General features: G+C 55.8%; 18 protein-coding genes. 13 read left to right on the top strand and 5 right to left on the bottom strand.

Annotated elements, in window-relative coordinates:
- Positions 1-271: 271 nt before the first annotated feature.
- Both M8013_RS22280 and M8013_RS22275 read left to right on the top strand, forming a co-directional pair.
- On the top strand, positions 272-766 hold the full coding sequence (locus M8013_RS22280) for a putative pterin-binding protein (RefSeq protein ID WP_271269926.1): 495 nt from the start codon (positions 272-274) through the stop codon (positions 764-766).
- Between the two features lie 17 nt (positions 767-783).
- Entirely contained in the window at positions 784-2,751 is a 1,968-nt protein-coding gene (locus M8013_RS22275) for a putative bifunctional diguanylate cyclase/phosphodiesterase (protein WP_271269925.1), read from the top strand.
- A 91-nt stretch (positions 2,752-2,842) separates the two neighbouring features.
- Here the strand turns inward: M8013_RS22275 and M8013_RS22270 are convergent, their stop codons facing one another.
- Positions 2,843-3,298, bottom strand: a complete 456-nt coding sequence (locus M8013_RS22270) for a hypothetical protein (protein ID WP_271269924.1) — start codon at positions 3,296-3,298, stop codon at positions 2,843-2,845.
- A 484-nt stretch (positions 3,299-3,782) separates the two neighbouring features.
- On the opposite strand from M8013_RS22270, the gene M8013_RS22265 reads away from it, so the two are divergent.
- The 3 genes from M8013_RS22265 to M8013_RS22255 are packed head-to-tail and all read left to right on the top strand — an operon-like array spanning position 3,783 to position 7,174.
- Entirely contained in the window at positions 3,783-4,826 is a 1,044-nt protein-coding gene (locus tag M8013_RS22265) for an extracellular solute-binding protein (protein ID WP_271269923.1), read from the top strand.
- Positions 4,810-6,492 (top strand): ABC transporter permease, encoded by a 1,683-nt coding sequence (locus tag M8013_RS22260; RefSeq protein ID WP_271269922.1) that lies wholly within the window; start codon positions 4,810-4,812, stop codon positions 6,490-6,492. The genes M8013_RS22265 and M8013_RS22260 overlap by 17 nt, the downstream gene beginning before the upstream one ends.
- A gap of 10 nt (positions 6,493-6,502) precedes the next feature.
- Positions 6,503-7,174 (top strand): ABC transporter ATP-binding protein, encoded by a 672-nt coding sequence (locus M8013_RS22255; RefSeq protein WP_271270182.1) that lies wholly within the window; start codon positions 6,503-6,505, stop codon positions 7,172-7,174.
- A gap of 53 nt (positions 7,175-7,227) precedes the next feature.
- Here M8013_RS22255 and M8013_RS22250 read toward each other — a convergent pair whose 3' ends face one another.
- A complete protein-coding gene (locus tag M8013_RS22250; protein ID WP_271269921.1) occupies positions 7,228-7,437 on the bottom strand; it encodes a CsbD family protein in 210 nt (69 codons plus the stop codon).
- Positions 7,438-7,770: 333 nt separating this feature from the next.
- On the opposite strand from M8013_RS22250, the gene M8013_RS22245 reads away from it, so the two are divergent.
- The 7 genes from M8013_RS22245 to clcB all read left to right on the top strand — a co-directional run bounded on the left by M8013_RS22245 (position 7,771) and on the right by clcB (position 15,075).
- A complete protein-coding gene (locus tag M8013_RS22245) occupies positions 7,771-8,880 on the top strand; it encodes a hypothetical protein (RefSeq protein ID WP_271269920.1) in 1,110 nt (369 codons plus the stop codon).
- A 258-nt stretch (positions 8,881-9,138) separates the two neighbouring features.
- Complete coding sequence (locus M8013_RS22240; RefSeq protein WP_271269919.1) at positions 9,139-9,762, top strand: glutathione S-transferase family protein; 624 nt, start codon at positions 9,139-9,141, stop codon at positions 9,760-9,762.
- Between the two features lie 280 nt (positions 9,763-10,042).
- Positions 10,043-10,753 (top strand): osmoprotectant ABC transporter permease OsmY, encoded by a 711-nt coding sequence (gene osmY, locus M8013_RS22235; RefSeq protein WP_271269918.1) that lies wholly within the window; start codon positions 10,043-10,045, stop codon positions 10,751-10,753.
- A gap of 18 nt (positions 10,754-10,771) precedes the next feature.
- The gene (gene osmX / locus M8013_RS22230) at positions 10,772-11,671 is read left to right on the top strand and encodes an osmoprotectant ABC transporter substrate-binding protein OsmX (protein WP_271269917.1); all 900 of its coding nucleotides are present in this window, start codon (positions 10,772-10,774) and stop codon (positions 11,669-11,671) included.
- Positions 11,672-11,679: 8 nt separating this feature from the next.
- Positions 11,680-12,327: an osmoprotectant ABC transporter permease OsmW gene (gene osmW / locus M8013_RS22225; RefSeq protein ID WP_271269916.1), complete on the top strand. Its 648-nt coding sequence runs from the start codon at positions 11,680-11,682 to the stop codon at positions 12,325-12,327.
- The gene (osmV, locus tag M8013_RS22220) at positions 12,327-13,475 is read left to right on the top strand and encodes an osmoprotectant ABC transporter ATP-binding protein OsmV (RefSeq protein WP_271269915.1); all 1,149 of its coding nucleotides are present in this window, start codon (positions 12,327-12,329) and stop codon (positions 13,473-13,475) included. The genes osmW and osmV overlap by 1 nt, the downstream gene beginning before the upstream one ends.
- A 307-nt stretch (positions 13,476-13,782) precedes the next feature.
- Positions 13,783-15,075, top strand: coding sequence for a voltage-gated ClC-type chloride channel ClcB (gene clcB / locus M8013_RS22215; protein WP_271269914.1), 1,293 nt, complete (start codon positions 13,783-13,785; stop codon positions 15,073-15,075).
- Here clcB and bioD read toward each other — a convergent pair.
- The 3 genes from bioD to M8013_RS22200 form a co-directional block, all read right to left on the bottom strand.
- The gene (gene bioD / locus M8013_RS22210) at positions 15,028-15,723 is read right to left on the bottom strand and encodes a dethiobiotin synthase (protein WP_271269913.1); all 696 of its coding nucleotides are present in this window, start codon (positions 15,721-15,723) and stop codon (positions 15,028-15,030) included. The two genes, clcB and bioD, sit on opposite strands and share 48 nt — an antisense overlap.
- A 125-nt stretch (positions 15,724-15,848) precedes the next feature.
- Positions 15,849-17,069, bottom strand: a complete 1,221-nt coding sequence (gene mlc, locus M8013_RS22205) for a sugar metabolism global transcriptional regulator Mlc (protein WP_271269912.1) — start codon at positions 17,067-17,069, stop codon at positions 15,849-15,851.
- A 127-nt stretch (positions 17,070-17,196) separates the two neighbouring features.
- Positions 17,197-18,096, bottom strand: coding sequence for a LysR family transcriptional regulator (locus tag M8013_RS22200; protein ID WP_271269911.1), 900 nt, complete (start codon positions 18,094-18,096; stop codon positions 17,197-17,199).
- A 122-nt stretch (positions 18,097-18,218) separates the two neighbouring features.
- Between M8013_RS22200 and M8013_RS22195 the strand changes: the two genes are divergently transcribed.
- The gene (locus M8013_RS22195) at positions 18,219-19,472 is read left to right on the top strand and encodes an MFS transporter (protein WP_271269910.1); all 1,254 of its coding nucleotides are present in this window, start codon (positions 18,219-18,221) and stop codon (positions 19,470-19,472) included.
- The last annotated feature ends 39 nt before the right edge of the window (positions 19,473-19,511 follow it).

Below are 19,511 nucleotides of genomic sequence, written 5' to 3'. Positions count from 1 at the left end.
AAAATAAACCTTTATGGGAATGCGTTTATATTTGGCCTGACCCTACGGAGGGTTTGTTTTTTGTACAGACACAATCAATTTCAGCGCAACTTAACAACAACACCTTCACCACTTAATCATTATTAAAAAAATCGAAAACTGTTAACGTGCTGATTTTAATAACTTAAATCACTAATCGAATCATAACAGCAATAATAGCCAGGCCGCATATGTTAATAGCCTAATAACTAAATTATAATTCTGTTAAATCCGGGATTAAGGTGAGGTTAGAATGCGGTTAATTGTCATGTTGTTAACTCTGGTGGTCTCCACACAGCTCTGGGCGGGGGAACTTTCTAAACCTACCGGTAAAGTCCTTTTAACGCTGTCCGGTAAGATTGAAAATACCAATGAAGACGGCAAAGCCGTTTTTGATATCGCCAGCCTTGAGAAACTGGGCATGGTGAGTTTCCAGACGACCTCTCCCTGGTATAATGGACGCACTACCTTTACGGGTATTCCACTGCAAAAGCTGATGGATTATGTCGGAGCAAAAGGCACCGTCGTTAAGGTCACTGCACTCAATGACTACACTACCGTTGTCCCTCTCGATGATTTTAAAAAATACAATGTGATTCTGGCGTTAAAAATCAACGGTGAATATATGCGTATCCGTGATAAAGGCCCGCTCTTCATTGTGTACCCTTATGACAGTATCCCAGAACTGAATAATCAGATTTTTTATTCAAGGTCTGCATGGCAGATCAGCAGCATGAATATTGAGTAGAAGTTCAGAGGAGCATCATGAACAGGATACTGGCGGGCATCATATTTTCCCTTTTCATCTCTACCGGGTATGTCTCTTTCCTGGTACATGAAAGGCAACAAGAGTTGCAGAAACTGACTCATTACACCGATTCATGGTCTGCAGCCCAGCTGGTATCCGAATATTACCGCTTCGAATCATGGCTGAGTCTTTACACTATCGATGACACGATGCCGTTCGATGAAGTGCGCATGCGTCTCGATATTATGCTCAGCCAAAGTGATTTAATGAAAGAAGGCGATTTAGGCCATTATATAGAAAAAAACAACGCCTATTCTGAGCTGGCGGCAAAGCTTGCACAGACGCTTGAATATCTGGATCTTAATCTGGATAAAATGAACCGTTCAGAAATTCAGGACTACCTGAAAATAATGCATGCGCTAGATGCGCCACTGAGCCGTCTTTCATCCGGTGCATTAGATAAAGATATTAGCTCGATCAATAATGCCAACCTAAAAATTCAAACGCTGTACTATATTTATTCCGCGACCTCTGTACTGTTGATAATTCTGAGTGCGATACTCGGCGTACTGATATTCTATCAAAACAGAAATATTCTGCAGGCGCATCGCCAGGTTAAGAGCCTTGCTGAAGAGCTGCAGAGTTCTAAAGAACAGCTGCAAATCCAGAATAGCAAACTGGAATATGACGTCTATCATGATTCGCTTACCGAGATGAATAACCGCCAGTTTTTCTGGGAAAATTTAAACAGCACAATCGAAATCGCAGAAGAAAATAATCATGCCGTCACGGTGATGCTGTTTGATTTAGATCGGTTCAAAGAGGTCAACGATACGTTTGGTCATGATGTCGGCGATATGTTGTTACGCCAGATCTCCAACCGCCTGATTTCGATGGGCCTGACGTCAGACACGCTGTATCGTTTAGGGGGGGATGAGTTTGCATTTCTCTCCACTGGCCTGACCGAAAACCGTGCTGTTTCCCGCGCCCAAAAAATATGTGATGCCATCAACCATCCCTACACAATTCACAACACGGTTATAAATATAACCACTTGTGTGGGCATTGTTATCTCAGAAACAGAACGCCGTTCCGACTATCTTTATAAATTTGCCGACCTCGCCCTTTATGAAGCCAAAAAAGAAGGTCCGGGTAAGATAAAAGTCTTCCGCCAACACATGCTCGATAAGCTGCAAGAAAGCCGAACCCTTGAGCGTGATATGGCCATGGCAATAGAGAATAAAGAATTCGTGGTTTATTATCAGCCTATTGTCGATTCGTTCAGCCGCGAAATTTACAGTTATGAAGCCCTTATTCGTTGGATACATCCTCGAAAAGGTCTGCTGTCGCCGGATAGTTTTATTCCTGTTGCTGAAAAAACAGGAATGATTAACGAGATGGGGAAATCGGTGCTGGAAATGGCCTGCCAGGAAGCAGCCTCGTGGGCGGTTCCGATTAAAATTTCAGTCAATGTCTCTCCACTCCAGCTCAGCTGCAAAGCCTTTGCCGGAACAGTGCTGTCGATTCTGAAAGACGCCGGGCTGCCGGCTGAGCGCCTTGAACTTGAAGTGACGGAGTCCTCCCTGTTTACCGAGAACAGTACGCCGCTGAACACCCTGAATAAGCTCAGAGAATGGGGTGTGAAAATTTCCATCGATGATTTTGGTACGGGTTACTCTTCACTTTCGCGGCTGAGTAAACTGGCCTTCGATAAAATCAAAATCGACAAGTCGTTTGTAAATTCGGTATCGACTCAGGAAGACGCGCTGAATATCATCAGACTCATCACTGGCATGGCGAAGTCCCTCAATATGAAGGCGGTTGCAGAAGGTGTTGAAACCGAGGATCAACTGGAAAGTCTGCAGGCTCTGGGCTGCGATCTCGCCCAAGGCTATCTGTTCGGTAAACCGCAGCCATGTGTTGAGGACAAAATCAGATACGGTCTAATCCACAGCCACAAACGGACGCACACCGGGGGAGCGTAACGGTTCCCAACGGTAGTGACTTACTGCCCCTCCCACATCGCAAAGGGGCTCACCGAGCCCCTTCATCACATCACCCTCTGAACTGGCGTGTTCAGTGCGCGCTGATATACGGCTCCTTCACATACTCAGCCAGCAGCCAGACCATATCGTGCAGCAGCCCCGTTAATGCTTTCGCAACCTCGGCGGGCAGCGTTCCGCCTGCAATGGCCTGCGTGAGCGCCATGGCGTAGTCCAATTGCACCGATGTTTCCTGCCAGCAGTCCGGCACGCTGGAGGTGAGTTTTTCCCCCTCGATCAATTGCGCGATAAGCGCCGGTGGCAGCTCGGTATCGCAGAGGGCTCGCAGCTGGCCCAGGGCGTGCAGCAAACGGTCACAAAGTACGGCGCGGGTGGCGCTGTCGTCGGTTTCAATCAGCACGCAGACCAGGGCAGTGCAGTTATCGGCGACCTCAAAGCGATCTGCCGACTCCGGCAGTGGCCGGGCAATAAGGTGATCAACAACGCTTTCGTCAGATTTTGAGTGCAACAGGGTTGGGATAGTAGCCATCTTGGCATCCTCTACATGTAATTCCATTAACCACCCGGTGAGTTCCTACGCTCGGGGGGCAGCGCTGACAGAGGTAGGAATACCGCCCACATAGAAAACGGCCAGCCTTGCAGCTGCTCCGCCAGCGCCACCGTGATAGCAAAAAATCAGCGCTGCCGCGACATCGTGATATCGCAATGTGGAATACGGGTTCCTACGCCCGATTGCGGATGTGCCGCAACGCAGTCACTTTACGACCCTAATTCAGTGAAAAAAAGAGCTAACCCTTAATTACCCAGAGTTACTTTCAGGGTTTGCGAGGCGTCTTCCAGAAAGGCGCGACCTGGGGCCGGGACAGGGGTCTTCCCCACCTGACAATGTAAAGCAATGTAATAATTGTTTTAATTATATAACAAAGTAAATGATATTGATTATCAATTAATCACTCAGTGATGAGTGTTCAGGCTGGGTTTGTTTTGACTCTCTCTCAACAGGAAAACACGCAATGAAACAGTTTGCTTTGCCTCGCGCCGGACTGCGCCGCATCACGCTGGCATCCGCTCTGATGATCCCCGTAAGCTTCTCCGCCATGGCGAACGACGATCTAACCCTGTACACCACCCGTGAACCCGGCCTGATTCAGCCGCTGCTTGATAGCTGGACCCAGAGTAGCGGGATCAAAGTGAACACCGTCTACATCAAGGACGGCATGCTGGAGAGAGTCAAAGCCGAAGGCGCAAACTCCCCCGCCGATCTGCTGATGGCCGTCGATGTCGGTAACCTGGTTGATCTGGTCGAGGCGGGTGTGACCCAGCCGGTGGATTCAGCCACCCTGAAAGCGGCGATCCCGACCAACCTGCGTGCTGAGGATAACCAGTGGTTTGCGCTGTCCATGCGCGCCAGGGTGCTGTATGCCGACAAAGATCTGCCGATCGACAAGTGGCATTACGAGCAGCTCGCCAGCCCGGAGTTTAAAGGCAAAGTCTGCCTGCGCTCTGGCCAGCATCCTTACAATACCGCGCTGGTGGCGGCGATGATCTCCCACCATGGCGAAGCCAAAACCGAAACCTGGCTGCGCGGCGTGAAGGACAACCTGGCGCGTAAAGCCACCGGCGGTGACCGCGACGTTGCCCGCGATATCCTTGGCGGGATCTGTGATATGGGCCTGGCCAACTCTTACTACGTGGGGCAGATGAAGAGCGCCAAAGAAGGCAGCGATGCCCGCAAATGGGGGGATGCCATCAAAGTCGTGAAACCGACATTCGAAAATGGCGGCACCCACGTCAATATCAGCGGCGCGGCCGTTGCACGCCATGCGCCCAATAAAGACAACGCCATTAAGCTGATGGAGTACTTAGTCTCCGCACCTGCTCAGCAAATCTATGCCAGAGCCAACTATGAATACCCGGTGCTGAAGGGCGTGGCGCTGGATCCGATTATCAGCGAAGCTATCGGCGAGATTAACGTCGACAACATCCCGCTGACCGAGATTGTGAAGCACCGTAAACAGGCAAGCCTGCTGGTAGATAAAGTTGGATTCGATCAATAAATCGTCGGGATTAACCACGATCCGCGGCCTGGTTTCCGGGCCGCAGTCGCTTTTTACCCCCCTGAACCTTACCGCAATCCTGATTGCGCTGGGCGTCTGCGCCCCGATTCTGGCGCTGGTCTGGCAGGCTTTCCACGCGGATCTCTCCCACTGGCAGCACCTGCTGCGCTTTGTGCTGCCCACCGCCGTCATGAACACCGCCCTGCTGCTGACGGGCGTGGGGCTGATGGTGACGATGATTGGCGTCGGCTGCGCCTGGGCGGTAACCGCCTGGTCGTTCCCGGGCCGCCAGCTGCTGAGCTGGGCGCTGCTGCTGCCGCTGGCGATGCCTACCTACATTGTGGCCTTTGCCTGGCTGGATCTGCTGCACCCGATTGGTCCGCTGCAAACCGCGCTGCGCTGGATGCTGGGTTATGACAGCCCGCGCCAGTTCCGCCTGCCGGACCTGCGCTCCTTACCCGGGGCGATCCTGCTGCTTGGGCTGGTGCTGTATCCCTACGTCTATTTAACCACCCGGGCGATGTTTATCAGCCAACCGGCCAACCTGCTGGAGGCAGCGCGGACCCTCGGCTGTAGCGCCACGGGAGCGTTCTTCCGGGTGGCGCTGCCGATGGCACGCCCGGCGCTGGCGGTCGGGCTGAGCCTGGCCCTGCTCGAAACCCTGAATGACATCGGCGCTTCCGAGTTTCTTGGCGTCCAGACCCTGACGGTCACGGTATATACCACCTGGATTACCCGCTCCGATCTCGCCGCCGCGGCACAAATCGCCTGCCTGATGCTGGTGTTAATTTTCGCTATTTTGTCGGTTGAGCTTCATGGCCGCTCGAAGCAGGGTTTTAGCAGCCGCAGCAGTCGCGAAATGGCACCGGTTAAGGTATGCGGCTGGCGCGGCGGCCTGCTGTGTGCGCTGGTGGCCCTGCCCGTGGTGCTGGGGTTTGTCGCCCCGGTCAGCTTTCTCGCCTGGGAGAGCGCAAAGCGGCTGGCGGACGATTCGCCGCTCTCATCCCAGCTGCTGGGCGCGCTGCAAAATACCCTGACGCTGGCCGCAGGCGTGACCCTGGTGGTGGTAACGGTGAGTATGGTCGTGGCATGGAACGCGCGGCACATGGCGCTGGGCAATCCGGTCCCGGGGGTGCGTCGCGGGGTGATGCGGCTGGCCTCGCTGGGCTACGCCGTACCGGGCACCATTCTGGCTATCGGTTTTCTGACGCCCGCGATGACGCTGGACAGATGGCTGGCAGACCTGCTGGGCATGCGGGGGCTGCCGCTAATGTCGGCGGGTATTCTGCTGGTTATCTGCTGTGCGATCCGCTTTCAGACCATTGCCATCGGGGCGCTGGATTCCGGACTGGCGCGTATTCCGCCGACGCTTGAGCAGGCCTCACGATCGCTTGGCGAAAGCGGTGGCCGCACCTTTACCCGCGTCCACTTTCCGCTGCTGCGACCGGCGCTGGTCAGCAGCGCTCTGCTGGTGTTTGCCGACGCCATGAAAGAGCTGCCCACCACCTTGCTGCTGCGCCCGGTTAACTTTGAAACCCTCGCCACCCTGCTTTACGCCGAAGCGGCGCGTGGTACGTATGAAGACGGGGCCATCGCCGCCCTGTTGATTGTGCTGGCAGGCGTCCTGCCGGTGATCCTGCTGATGCGTCATCAGCGTCGAGGCTAAGGAACAGATGATGTCAGAGAGTGCGCTGCGTCTGGAGAATATCCACGTTGCTTACGGCGGCGGCCAGCACCGGGTGTTGAACGGCTTTTCCCTCGCGATTGGCAAAGGGGAACTGACCTGCCTGCTGGGAGCATCCGGCTGCGGAAAAACCACCGTCCTGAGGGCGATAGCCGGGTTTGAGCGGGTTAGCGTGGGTGCTATTTACATCGCCAGCCAGCAGGTCGCGGGCCCCCGTCTGCATCTGCCGCCGGAAAAGCGGCAAACGGGAATGGTTTTTCAGGATTACGCCCTGTTCCCGCACCTTACCGCCGAAGAGAATATCGCTTTTGGTTTGCGTCGATTGCCCCGCGCCCAGCAGTCGCAGCGGGTCGATACGCTGCTGAAGATGGTCGAGCTGGGCAGCCATGCCCGCCACTATCCCCACCAGCTGTCCGGTGGGCAGCAGCAGCGGGTGGCGCTGGCGCGTGCCCTCGCGCCGCGTCCGCAAATTCTGCTGTTGGATGAACCCTTCTCCAGCCTCGACAGCCGCACGCGGGAACGTATCGGCCAGGAGGTGCGGGATATTTTACGCGAAGCGGGCCAGACCGCGCTGATGGTCACCCACAGCGAAGCAGAAGCACAGATGATGGGGGGGAATATTGTGGAAGTGCAACCGGGTAAAATGACATCGCCAGGGGTTTAGGCCCTAAGCGCTAAGGAAACGTGAGGGCAGCCCGGAACGGGCTGCCAGAAGAATCACCATTTGTAACGGTTGTGATCTTCCCAGGTTTTCATCTCTTTCTCAGTTTGCTCTTTGGTGTAGCCGTAACGCTCCTGAATGCGTCCAGCCAGTTGCTCACGTTTTCCTTCTACAACATCCATATCATCGTTGGTGAGCTTACCCCATTGTTCCTGCACTTTACCTTTGAACTGCTTCCAGTTACCGCTAATGCGATCTTCGTTCATCTTCAAACTCCTGTTATTGCCCACTTGGGGCCGGTAAGTTGGGTATTGCCTGAATAAGCTTAGCTATATTTTTTATTTTATGTGGCTCACAGGAAAATAAAGACAATTCCTAACCAGCCGCTAAGATTAAAAACAACCTTCACGCCTTAAGAATATTCCTACAACGCAAGGTTAAGCGAAGCGTAAATATAAAAAATCACTAACGCTTCTTATTTCAATGCGTTAGCCCTTACTCTTTTATTTTTTTAAGCAACCGATGGTTAATTGAAAACCCTCTACTACTATTAGATCAGTGATTTATGGTTATCACCGTACATTTCACGGAGTGAATTTTTGGCTGATAACTCACATCACGCCAACAATAAGCATGTAATCACCATGAGATTATTTTATGGCTTAACTTCATGGAAATTACAGGCATGCCGTTTCTGGATTATATTGATTGGGACATTTGATATGACAAGTGAATATACCCCCGTTCCACGCTCATCTGTTGGCAGCGGGAATATTGAACAATACGTCTCTCTCCCCACCACAAATAGCAGTGCCGTTTCCTGGGGCGCAATATTTGCCGGTGCAGCCGGCGCCGCGTCTTTAGCCATGCTGTTACTGATGTTGGGTGTCGGTTTGGGGCTGTCGTCAGTTTCTCCCTACGGGAATCACGGGGTGGATGCCGGCACAATAGGTATCGCCACGATTGCATGGCTGATGTTCACGCAAATTGCAGCATCCGGGATGGGAGGCTATCTGGCCGGTCGCCTGCGGTCTAAATGGGTCGATACGCATACTGATGAGGTTTATTTCCGCGATACGGCGCATGGATTCCTTGCGTGGGCGGTGGCAGCACTGGTCTCAGCAATGTTATTAACCAGCGCCATTGGCTCTATTATCGGCGGTGGCGCAAAAGCCATCGGTTCGGTAGCGGGGGGAGCATCAGCATTATCGATGACCGGTATGGCGAGCGCGTCGAAGGGTGAATCCGACGGATCAATGGGTTATTTCGTTAACTCTTTATTCAGAGCCACCACCAACCCGGCACAAGGAAGTAATCCTGCTGCAACAGATATGCAATCCACGGGCGCGATGACATCCGCTCAACCCCAGGCGAAACCTGTTACGCCAGCACAATCTGCAGAGGTCGCCAGCATTTTCCTTAACAGCATCAATACCGGGGCACTTCCGGCAGATGACCTTAAATATGTCGCCAGCTTAGTGGCGCAAAATACCGGAATGAATCAACAAGAGGCAGAGAAACGGGTCCAGGATATTTACACCAAGGCGCAAGCCAAGGTGCAGGAAGTTAAAGCCCAGGCAAAAGAAGCAGCCGATAAAGCGCGTAAAACGTCAAGTTACCTTGCGTTGTGGACATTTGTTTCGCTGTTGTCAGGTGCCTTTATTGCCAGCCTTTGTGCGACCTTTGGTGGCCGTCAACGTGACTTATAAAATTTGCGAGTAACTGTTCAGGAGAATAAAAAATGCGTTCTTTACTGTTATTATTTCTCGGCGTCCCGATCCCTATTATTATTTTGATTGCGTTATTTGCGCATTAATTTAGGTCGGACAATGTACCGGCACGCCCCGGACGGTGAATAAAGGGCGTGCCGGACTGAGATAACCCCCCACCCCCACCCAAATTTGCCCTGACCCCCTTTCGCGACTCCTGTATTGTGTTTACACCTTCCCCCACAGGACGCCCGTTCCATGCTCAACATTCTTGGCAAAACTACCTCTATCAACGTGCGCAAAGTACTCTGGACCTGCGAAGAAGCGGGCCTGGCGTATCAACAGCAGGATTACGGCAGCGGCTTTGCCTCAACAGAAACGGACGCCTTTCGCGCCTTAAATCCCAACGCCATGGTGCCGGTATTGATTGATGGCGATTTCGTGCTCTGGGAATCCAACGCCATTTGCCGCTATCTGGCGCGTAAAGCCGGACGCGACGACCTGCTGCCCACACATATGCAGGCCTGTGCCAATGTCGAGCGCTGGATGGACTGGCAGGCCAGCGAATTTAACAACGCCTGGCGCTATGCCTTCCCGGCGCTGGGGCGTAAAAACCCGGACTATAACGATCCCGCCCGCATCGCGGCGGGAATCAAAGAGTGGAATCACTGTATTGCGATCCTGGAACAGCAATTACAACGCACCCGCGCCTGGGCGGCAGGCGACACCTTTACGCTCGCCGACGTGGTGCTGGGGTTATCGGTGAACCGCTGGAAGATGACGCCCCTGGACCATCCCGCCGTGCCCGCCATTGACGCCTGGTTCGCACGTTTACATCAGCGCCCGGCCTTTTTACGCCACGGCAACAACGGCATGCTGTAGCCCGCTCAAACCCGCACGCCAGCCGTGCGGGTGCTTAACAAGATGTTACGGTGTCACTTTCCCGTTTTCTCTTTAGGACTATTCTGTCTACCCTCTTTCAGCCCTTATCCCATCAGGCTTTAGCTACGTTGTCCTTATTTTCATAGGGTTACTCATTTTGCCGCTTCGCTGGAACCCTTTACATTCCGTTGCTATAGCTGAAATACCCCTGCCGAATCATGGCATAACAACAGGCAACCGGTGGTTGCTATAACGCATGCGTACAGGGAGACACACCGCAATGCATCCATTACTCAAACGTTCGCTGCTTTTTGTCGGCGCAATTATCGTGGCCCTCGCCCTCCTCACCTGGGGAATTGGACTGGAGACGATCAAAGCGCGCCAGGTTGACCTTGTCTATCTTGGCCAACAGCACCTGCTCCTGGTTTTCTCCTCGATGTTCTTTGCCCTGCTGGTCGGTATCCCAAGCGGTATTCTCCTGAGCCGCCCGGCGGCGAAAGGGTTTGCTGAATACGCGATGCAAATCTTTAACGTGGGTAACACCCTGCCACCGCTGGCGGTACTGGCGCTGGCGATGGTGGTGATTGGCATCGGTGATACGCCGGCCATCATCGCCCTGTTCCTGGCCTCGTTGCTGCCGATTGTGCGTAACACCTATGCCGGGCTGTGCTCGGTGCCGGCATCGCTGCTGGAAGCGGCGAACGGTATCGGGATGACCAAAGGTCAGCGTCTGCGTCAGGTCGAAATTCCTAACGCCTGGCCGGTGATGCTCTCCGGGATCCGCATCGCCACGGCGATTAACGTCGGTACCGCACCGCTGGCCTTCCTGATTGGCGCCAGCAGCTATGGCGAGCTGATTTTCCCTGGGATCTACCTGAACGACTTCCCGACGCTGATCCTGGGTGCTGCTGCCACTGCCCTGTTCGCTTTAATTCTGGATACGCTGCTGGCGGCGCTGGGGCGTTTGATGAGCCCGCATCTCGCACAATAACAATAACAAGGAGCTTTTATGAGACTGTTCTCCAGCCTGACGGCGCTCTGCGCTGCCGCGCTCTTTACCAGCCAGACGTTCGCCGCGCCGCTGGTTCTGGCGACCAAGAGCTTTACCGAGCAGCACATTCTGTCGGCGATGACCGTGCAGTATCTGCAGAAGAAAGGCTTTCAGGTGCAGCCGCAAACCAATATTGCGACGGTGATTTCCCGTAACGCGATGATCAACAAGCAGGTCGATATGACCTGGGAATACACCGGTACATCGCTGATCATCTTTAACCACATCAACGAACGCATGTCGCCGCAGGAATCTTACAACACGGTGAAACGGCTGGACGCGAAGCACGGCCTGGTGTGGCTCAACCCGGCGAACATGAACAATACCTATGCCTTTGCGATGCAGCGCAAGCGCGCCGAAGCAGAACATATCAACACCATGTCGGAGCTGGTAGCGAAGATTGAGCAGGTCCGTAAAACCGATCCGGATAACAACTGGCTGCTGGGCTTAGACCTGGAGTTCAGCGGACGCAGCGACGGAATGAAACCGCTGCAGGCGGCGTACAAGATGGAGCTGGATCGCCCGCAGATCCGCCAGATGGACCCAGGGCTGGTTTATAACGCGGTGCGCGATGGTTTTGTCGATGCCGGGCTTATCTACACCACCGACGGGCGCGTGAAGGGCTTTGACCTGAAAGTGCTGGAAGATGATAAAGGCTTCTTCCCAAGCTATGCGGTGACCCCGGTGGTGCGTAAAGACACCCTGGAGGCCAATCCGGGCCTGGACGAGGCGCTGAACACCCTCTCCGCCCAGCTTAACAACGACGTTATCGCCGATCTTAACAAGAAGGTGGATATCGATCATCAGTCACCCCAGCAGGTCGCCCGTGAGTTCCTGCGTAGCAAACAGTTGCTGTAGGAGGCGCTATGGATACCGTTCACTACATTCTTGATAACTGGGACTATTTATTAACGTTGACGCTGCAGCACCTGTGGCTGGTGGCGCTGGCCGTGGGCCTGGCCATTATCATTGGCGTGCCGCTGGGGATTTTGATTGTCCGGCATAAATGGCTGGCGACGCCGGTGCTGGGGATTGCCACCCTGGTGTTGACTATCCCGTCGATTGCCCTGTTTGGCCTGATGATCCCGCTGTTTTCGCTGATCGGTCAGGGGATTGGCGCCCTGCCGGCGATCACCGCCGTGTTCCTCTATTCGCTGCTTCCAATTGTGCGTAATACCCACACCGCGCTGGACAGCCTGCCGCCCGGCCTGCGTGAAGCGGGTCGCGGCATCGGGATGACCTTCTGGCAGCGTCTGCGCTGGGTAGAGATTCCGATGGCTTTGCCGGTGATTTTCGGCGGCATTCGTACTGCGGTGGTAATGAACATCGGCGTGATGGCAATTGCCGCGGTGATTGGCGCGGGCGGGCTGGGTCTGCTGCTGCTGAACGGCATCGGTGGGAGTGATATTCGTATGTTGATTGCTGGCGCATTGATGATTTGTCTTTTAGCGATTGTGCTCGATGCGTTGCTGCATCGTCTGCAGGTCGTTCTGACTCCAAAGGGGATTCGATAATGATAAAACTGGAAAACCTCACCAAACAATTTTCACAGAAAAACGGTCAGGGCGTGAAGGCCGTGGATAACGTCAACCTGAATGTGCCGGAAGGGGAAATGTGCGTCCTGCTCGGCCCGTCCGGCTGCGGGAAAACCACTACTCTGAAGATGATTAACCGACTGATTACGCCGAGCAGCGGCAACATCCTGATTAACGGCGAAGACACCAGCGGGATGGACACCGTCACTCTGCGCCGCAACATCGGCTACGTTATCCAGCAGATTGGCCTGTTCCCGAACATGACCATCGAAGAGAACATCACCGTCGTGCCGCGCATGCTGGGCTGGGACAAAGCGCGCTGTAAAAGCCGCGCCGAAGAGCTGATGGATATGGTGGCGATGGATCCGCATAAGTTTCTGAACCGCTATCCGCGCGAAATGTCCGGCGGGCAGCAGCAGCGTATCGGCGTGATCCGTGCCCTGGCGGCGGATCCCCCGGTGCTGCTGATGGATGAACCCTTCGGCGCGGTCGACCCGATCAACCGCGAGGTGATCCAGAATCAGTTCCTCGAGATGCAGCGCAAGCTGAAAAAGACGGTGATGCTGGTGAGCCATGATATTGATGAGGCGCTGAAGCTGGGCGACCGCATCGCGGTATTCCGTCAGGGGAAAATCGTCCAGTGCGCCAGCCCGGACGAACTGCTGGCCAAACCGGCGAACGAGTTTGTCGGTTCCTTTGTCGGCCAGGACCGCACATTGAAACGCCTGCTGCTTGTCTCTGCAGGTGACGTGACCGACCAACAACCCACCATTACCGTGCGCGCCTCTACCTCGCTGCCGGAGGCGTTTGCCACCATGGACGACAACGATATCCGCGCGATCACCGTGGTGGATGACGAGGGCAAACCGCTGGGCTTTGTGAAACGCCGCGAAGCCCGCCACGCCAGCGGAACCTGCGGCGAGCTGCTGCACCCGTTCCGCATGACCGGCAAAGCCGAAGACAACCTGCGCGTGGTGCTCTCGCGTCTGTATGAGAGCAACGCCAGCTGGATGCCGATTGTTGACGAGGACGGACGCTATAACGGCGAAATTTCGCAGGACTATATTGCGGAGTATCTGAGCTCAGGCCGCACGCGCCGGGCGCTGAACATTTTTAGCGAGAGCTAATGTTCTTAAAGCAATAAATTACGATATGTGGATACCGAGGTTACAACGACGATTTTCGTTGCCGGGAGCCGGGATTGTAAAGGGGGTGGCGGCAAGCCCCCTTTACACGTTCACAAGTGACGCAGCATATAAAGAAATGCGGAACCTAAGGTGAACGGAACGACCACAGGTGCCAACATGTTTCCCCTCACCCCAGCCCTCTCCCAACGGGAGAGGGAGTAATCCATGCACCATCGCACCCATTCCTTTTGCTAACCCCGTGTTTTGCCGCCACAATATTGTATCCCCTCTTCACTACGCGTAACCCATGCAACGTCTTCATGCGTACCCCGACATCCGCGCGATGTTCCGCCGACTGCTGATTGCCACCGTCACCGGCGTGCTGGCCGCGCTGGCCGTGGCCGTGTTCCGTCATGCCATGTATCTGCTGGAGTGGCTGTTACTCAGTAACGACAGCGGCAGTCTGGTAAACGCCGCCAGCGGGCTAGCCCCCTGGCGACGGGCGTTAACCCCGGCGCTGGGCGGGCTGGCGGCAGGTTTGCTGCTGTGGGGATGGCAGCGCATGAACCAACAGCGTCCGCACGCCCCCACCGACTATATGGAAGCGCTGGAAACCGAAAACGGTGAGTTCGACTATGCCGCCAGCCTGGTAAAATCGCTGGCGTCGCTGCTGGTGGTCGCCAGCGGTAGCGCTATCGGCCGCGAAGGGGCAATGATCCTGCTGGCCGCGCTGGCGGCCTCGTTTTTTGCCCGCCGTTTTACCCCGCAATGCGAGTGGAAACTGTGGATTGCCTGCGGCGCAGCGGCCGGGATGGCCAGCGCCTATCATGCTCCGCTGGCGGGTAGCTTGTTTATCGCCGAGATCCTGTTTGGCACTTTAATGTTGGCCTCGCTCGGCCCGGTGATCATCGCCGCGGTGGTAGCTCTGTTGACTACCCGCCTGCTGAGCCCTGGTGCCAGCCTGCTGTATGAGGTGCATCTGAGCGCCGCGCCCGACGGCGCAGACTATGGCCTGATGTTCGCGCTGGGCTTGCTGGCCGGTGTCGGCGGCCCGGTACTGATGTGGCTGATGGACGCCAGCCACAGCCTGTTCCTACGCCTGAAGCTCCCGGTGCCCTTGCAGCTCGCGCTCGGCGGGGCGATCGTCGGGGGGCTGTCGCTTCTCACGCCATCGGTCTGGGGAAACGGCTACAGTGTGGTGCAGGCCTGGCTGCTGTCGCCGCCGTTACTGTCGATTCTCGCTGGGGTGTTTTTATGTAAGATGCTGGCGGTGCTGGCGAGCAGTGGGTCCGGTGCGCCGGGAGGGGTATTTACGCCAACGCTGTTTATTGGCATGGCGTCAGGAATGCTGTTTGCGCAGTTGGCCGGGATCTGGCTGCCGCAGGCGGAGATGGCAACATTGTTGGGATTGACCGGCATGGCCACTCTGCTGGCTGCCACCACCCATGCGCCAGTGATGTCGGCGCTGATGGTCTGTGAAATGACCGGGCAATATGCGCTCCTGCCCGGTTTACTGCTGGCCTGCGTGCTGGCGTCAACGCTGTCGCGGGCGCTACGCCAGAACGCGATCTACGGTGAGCGCGCGGCCGAGCCGCGTTAAATCGATATACTGCGACAGCTCGCGCTGCTCGGCACGCGGCAGATAAGGCAGCTCACCCACCAGCGGGCCCGGGAGTTTTTTACTCAGCACCTGGATGATTTCAGCGTAGTGCGCCAGCCCCGGGTTGATGCGGTTTGCCACCCAGCCCACCAGCGGCAGGCCATCATTGGCAATGGCCTGCGCGGTCAGCAGCGCATGGTTGATGCAGCCTTCCTGGATGCCCACCACCAGCAGTACCGGCAGTTGCTCCTGCACCACCCACTCGGAGAGCGGCCGCAAATCGTTCATCAAACTCCGCCAGCCGCCGGTTCCTTCGACCACCACGTGATCGACCTTCTCGCTCAGACTGGCAAGGCCGTTTGACAGCAGGGTGTAATTGACCAGCCCGCTGTGCGCCACGCTGCTTTCGTCTTCGCTGAGGGCAATCGGGTTAATCTCGTGATAAGGCAGCTCGAGGGATGAGACGCTTTGCAGCACCAGGCCATCTTTATTGCGCAACCCTTCTGGCGTCTGTTTACTGCCTTTGGCTACCGGTTTGTACCCTGCCACGGTTTTACCGCCTGCCATCAGAGATTGCAGCAAGGCGCGGGATACCACCGTCTTGCCGACGGACGTATCAGTACCCGTTACAAAGAAACGCTTAAGCATCACTCACTCCACCGTTATGCTTTGAAAATATAAGCCAAGGAAATAATTCAGTGGGGGGAGTCTAAGGCATGCGCCATCTGTTCAGCTTGAGATAGCGCAATTTTTGGTAAATTTATAAAAAACAGTTAACCCTGCAACAGACGGATCAGCAGCGAGCCGTTATACATGGCATCTTTCACCAGCGCCGCGCCCGCCATCGTCCCCTGATTGGTGAACTGGGTGCTTTCTACCGCGATGTGCTTGCTGTAGGCCGGGAGAGACTGCTGGCGGATACAGTCGGCAATCGCCGGGAACAGCACATCCGCCGCCTGACTCAGCGGGGAACCGATAAGAATTTTTTGCGGATTAAATAAATTCACCATGATGGCGAGAATACGCCCGATATGGGTGCCCACCCCGGTAATAATATCTTTCGCCAGTAAATCCCCCTGCTGAGCCGCTTTGCAGAGCGATTCCACGGTCAGTGGCTGACCGTGCAGCGTCGAACTCATCGACTGGCTTAAGCGCACCTGCGCCATCTCCAGTACGCTGTCGACGCTGGCAATGGTCTCCAGACAGCCGTGGTTGCCGCAGTAGCAGCGTCTGCCGTAAGGATCGACCTGCGTATGGCCAATCTCCACCAGGCTACTGCTCCCGGCATGCAGCAGACGACCGTCGGTGATCACTCCGGCGCCCACGTTGTGATCAATCACCACCTGAATCACATCACGCGCGCCACGGGAGGCACCGAACAAGGCCTCGGCCATCGTCCAGGCGCTGATGTCATGCTGAATATAAACCGGTACGCCGGTATGATTTTTCAGCACTTCGCCCAGCGGCATCTCTTTGACGTCTTCGTAAAACGGCATCCGGTGCACAATGCCGTTTTCGGTATCAATGATCCCCGGCAGGGTAATGGCAATGGATGTCAGACGCTCCAGCTTGTGCTGATGATGGATAAAGAACTGATCGATAAGCGCGACGATGCGCTGCTCAAGCGGCTGCTCGGCATGCAGCGCCAGCTCGAGCCGGTCTTCCACTACCAGCTTGCTGCTCAGATCGCGCAGCGCGAGGTAAATTTCGCCCCGGCTGATGCGCAAAGAGAGATAGTGCCAGGCTTCGGTTTCCACCATCAGCCCCACGGCCGGACGGCCACGACTGCCCGGCTCCTGAATTTCCGTTTCCTGCACCAGATGGGCTTCGAGCATTTCACGCACAATCTTGGTGATACTGGCGGGCGCCAGCTGTGCAAGACGGGAAAGATCGATACGCGAGACCGGGCCAAGCTGATCAATCAGGCGATATACCGCTCCTGCATTGGTCTGCTTAATCTGATCTATGTGCCCAGGCTGACTATCAGCAACCACCACCTACTCCCTTATTTTCGCGCTTCGAAATAAACTGTGGGCTATGGTGAAGCACTTCTACAGTAATCGTCAAATTTTTACTTAGGCTTGTGATTTGCAGCACGTTTTTGCCCCCATATTTTCGGCTTTAGCCACCCGGCGAGGCGGTAATCAACTGTATTTTGAAACGCTGTGCCGCTGCGCTCAGTTGATGATGCTTTGGCCACACCAGCCACATTTCGGAAACGGCATCGGGTTCGGCGATGGGCACCCAGCGCATTTCACTCAGTTGCACGCGTCTGAACGAGGCGGGCAGGATCGACACCCCAAGCCCCGCCGCCACCAGGCCAATAATGGTCATCGCCTCACCCACTTCCTGGGCAATCACCGGTGCGAGCCCGTAGCGGCGCATCAGGCCGAGGATATCGTCGTACAGACCGGTACCGACATGCGGGTCGAAAAAGACAAACGGCTCCTGTGCCAGTTCAGCCAGCGTGACGACCGGCTTCACCGCCAGCGGGTGCTCACGGTGGATCATCGCCAGCAGCGGTTCACGCAGGATGCACTGCCACGCTAAGGTGTCCGGCAGCGGCGTATTGCGCATCAGGCCGAGGTCGAGGGAGCCTTCGTTGAGCGGCGTAATCTGCTCCCGGGTGTTAATCTCCCGGGTCTGGATATGCACGTCCGGATAGACGCGACGAAACGACGAGAGGGTCTCCGATACCGCGCTGATAAAGGGCGCGGAGGAGGTAAAACCCAGCCGGAGCTCGCCGGTCTCGCCGTGGTGCAGTCTGGCGGCTCTGGCTGCGGCTTCGTCAACCTGGCCGAGGATCTGACGGCTATCGGCCAGAAACTGTTTTCCGGCCGCCGTTAACCCCACGCTGCGGTTGGTGCGCGCCAGCAGGCGGGCGCCAATCTGCTGTTCAAGCGCCTGAATTTGCTGGCTCAGCGGCGGCTGAGAGATGTTCAGCCGCGCCGCTGCACGGCCAAAATGCAGCTCTTCAGCGACGGCGACAAAGTAGCGCAGATGACGCAGTTCGATATTCATATTTTAAAAGTATCATTTAAGATTATTAATATATTAGACAGAATATTTACATTTTCCTACCCTGATCCTTGTGGTCATACCCGTCACCCATAATCACGGGGATGTTGAAGCAAGGAATTTACGTGAGTCGTACACTGTCCGCAGATATCGCCGCGACCGGCGAGATCGAAACCCTAACCAACAAGCCGCAGCCAGTTCAGCTGATCAAGCGCGGCACCCCGCAGTTTATGCGCGTCACGCTGGCGCTGTTCTCCGCCGGACTGGCCACCTTCGCCCTGCTCTACTGCGTGCAGCCGATCCTGCCGGTGCTCTCCCGGGAATTTGGCGTCAGCCCTGCCAGCAGCAGTATTTCGCTCTCTGTTTCTACCGGGATGTTGGCCGTCGGGCTGCTGTTTACCGGCCCCCTCTCCGATGCCATCGGGCGCAAACAGGTGATGGTCACTGCCCTGCTGCTGGCTTCGATCTGTACGTTACTGTTGACGATGATGACCAGCTGGCACGGGATCCTGGTGATGCGCGCGCTGATTGGGCTCTCCCTGAGCGGCGTGGCGGCGGTAGGCATGACCTACCTGAGCGAGGAGATCCATCCCAGCTTTGTCGCGTTCTCAATGGGGTTGTATATCAGCGGCAATTCGATTGGCGGGATGAGCGGGCGGTTGTTGAGTGGCGTCTTTACTGACTTCTTAAGCTGGCGGATTGCGCTGGCCGTGATTGGCTGCTTTGCGCTGGCCGCTGCGCTGATGTTCTGGAAAATTCTGCCGGAGTCGCGCCACTTTCGCCCGACTGCCTTGCGACCAAAAACCTTGCTGATTAACTTTCGCCTGCACTGGCGCGATAAAGGCCTGCCGCTGCTGTTCCTCACCGGTTTTCTGCTGATGGGCTCTTTTGTCACCCTGTTTAACTACATTGGCTACCGGCTGATGCTCGCCCCCTGGCATCTGAGCCAGGCGTTGGTCGGCCTGCTGTCGGTCGCCTATCTGACCGGGACCTGGAGTTCACCGAAGGCCGGGGCCATGACCATGCGCTTCGGGCGTGGCCCGGTGATGCTGGCCTCGACGGGCATTATGCTGGCAGGCGTGCTGATGACGTTACTCGCGAATATCTGGATTATTTTCGCGGGCATGCTGCTGTTTTCGGCGGGATTTTTCGCGGCTCACTCGGTCGCCAGCAGCTGGATTGGCCCGCGCGCGCGCCGCGCCAAAGGCCAGGCCTCGTCGCTGTATCTGTTCAGTTATTATCTGGGTTCCAGCATCGCCGGGACGCTCGGCGGGGTGTTCTGGCATCAATACGGCTGGGATGGCGTGGGGGCGTTTATTGCTCTGATGCTGTGTGCGGCGCTGCTGGTGGCCAGCCGTCTGCATAAGCGGCTGCGTTAAGGTTGAAGATGGCTTTAGAGAAAACAAGGCTACTTCAGT

Source organism: Silvania confinis (assembly GCF_025564085.1).
In the GTDB taxonomy this organism is placed as follows: Bacteria; Pseudomonadota; Gammaproteobacteria; order Enterobacterales; family Enterobacteriaceae; genus Enterobacter; species Enterobacter confinis.
The sequence above is the reverse complement of the archived record's forward strand: the minus strand, read 5'-3'. Positions and strand labels throughout refer to the sequence as shown.

Coding starts and splice junctions, on each gene's coding strand:
- M8013_RS22280 (WP_271269926.1), top strand. CDS start 272: ATGCGGTTAATTGTCATGTTGTTAACTCTGGTGGTCTCCACACAGCTC.
- M8013_RS22275 (WP_271269925.1), top strand. CDS start 784: ATGAACAGGATACTGGCGGGCATCATATTTTCCCTTTTCATCTCTACC.
- M8013_RS22270 (WP_271269924.1), bottom strand. CDS start 3,298: ATGGCTACTATCCCAACCCTGTTGCACTCAAAATCTGACGAAAGCGTT.
- M8013_RS22265 (WP_271269923.1), top strand. CDS start 3,783: ATGAAACAGTTTGCTTTGCCTCGCGCCGGACTGCGCCGCATCACGCTG.
- M8013_RS22255 (WP_271270182.1), top strand. CDS start 6,503: ATGTCAGAGAGTGCGCTGCGTCTGGAGAATATCCACGTTGCTTACGGC.
- M8013_RS22250 (WP_271269921.1), bottom strand. CDS start 7,437: ATGAACGAAGATCGCATTAGCGGTAACTGGAAGCAGTTCAAAGGTAAA.
- M8013_RS22240 (WP_271269919.1), top strand. CDS start 9,139: ATGCTCAACATTCTTGGCAAAACTACCTCTATCAACGTGCGCAAAGTA.
- osmY (WP_271269918.1), top strand. CDS start 10,043: ATGCATCCATTACTCAAACGTTCGCTGCTTTTTGTCGGCGCAATTATC.
- osmX (WP_271269917.1), top strand. CDS start 10,772: ATGAGACTGTTCTCCAGCCTGACGGCGCTCTGCGCTGCCGCGCTCTTT.
- osmW (WP_271269916.1), top strand. CDS start 11,680: ATGGATACCGTTCACTACATTCTTGATAACTGGGACTATTTATTAACG.
- osmV (WP_271269915.1), top strand. CDS start 12,327: ATGATAAAACTGGAAAACCTCACCAAACAATTTTCACAGAAAAACGGT.
- clcB (WP_271269914.1), top strand. CDS start 13,783: ATGCAACGTCTTCATGCGTACCCCGACATCCGCGCGATGTTCCGCCGA.
- bioD (WP_271269913.1), bottom strand. CDS start 15,723: ATGCTTAAGCGTTTCTTTGTAACGGGTACTGATACGTCCGTCGGCAAG.
- M8013_RS22200 (WP_271269911.1), bottom strand. CDS start 18,096: ATGAATATCGAACTGCGTCATCTGCGCTACTTTGTCGCCGTCGCTGAA.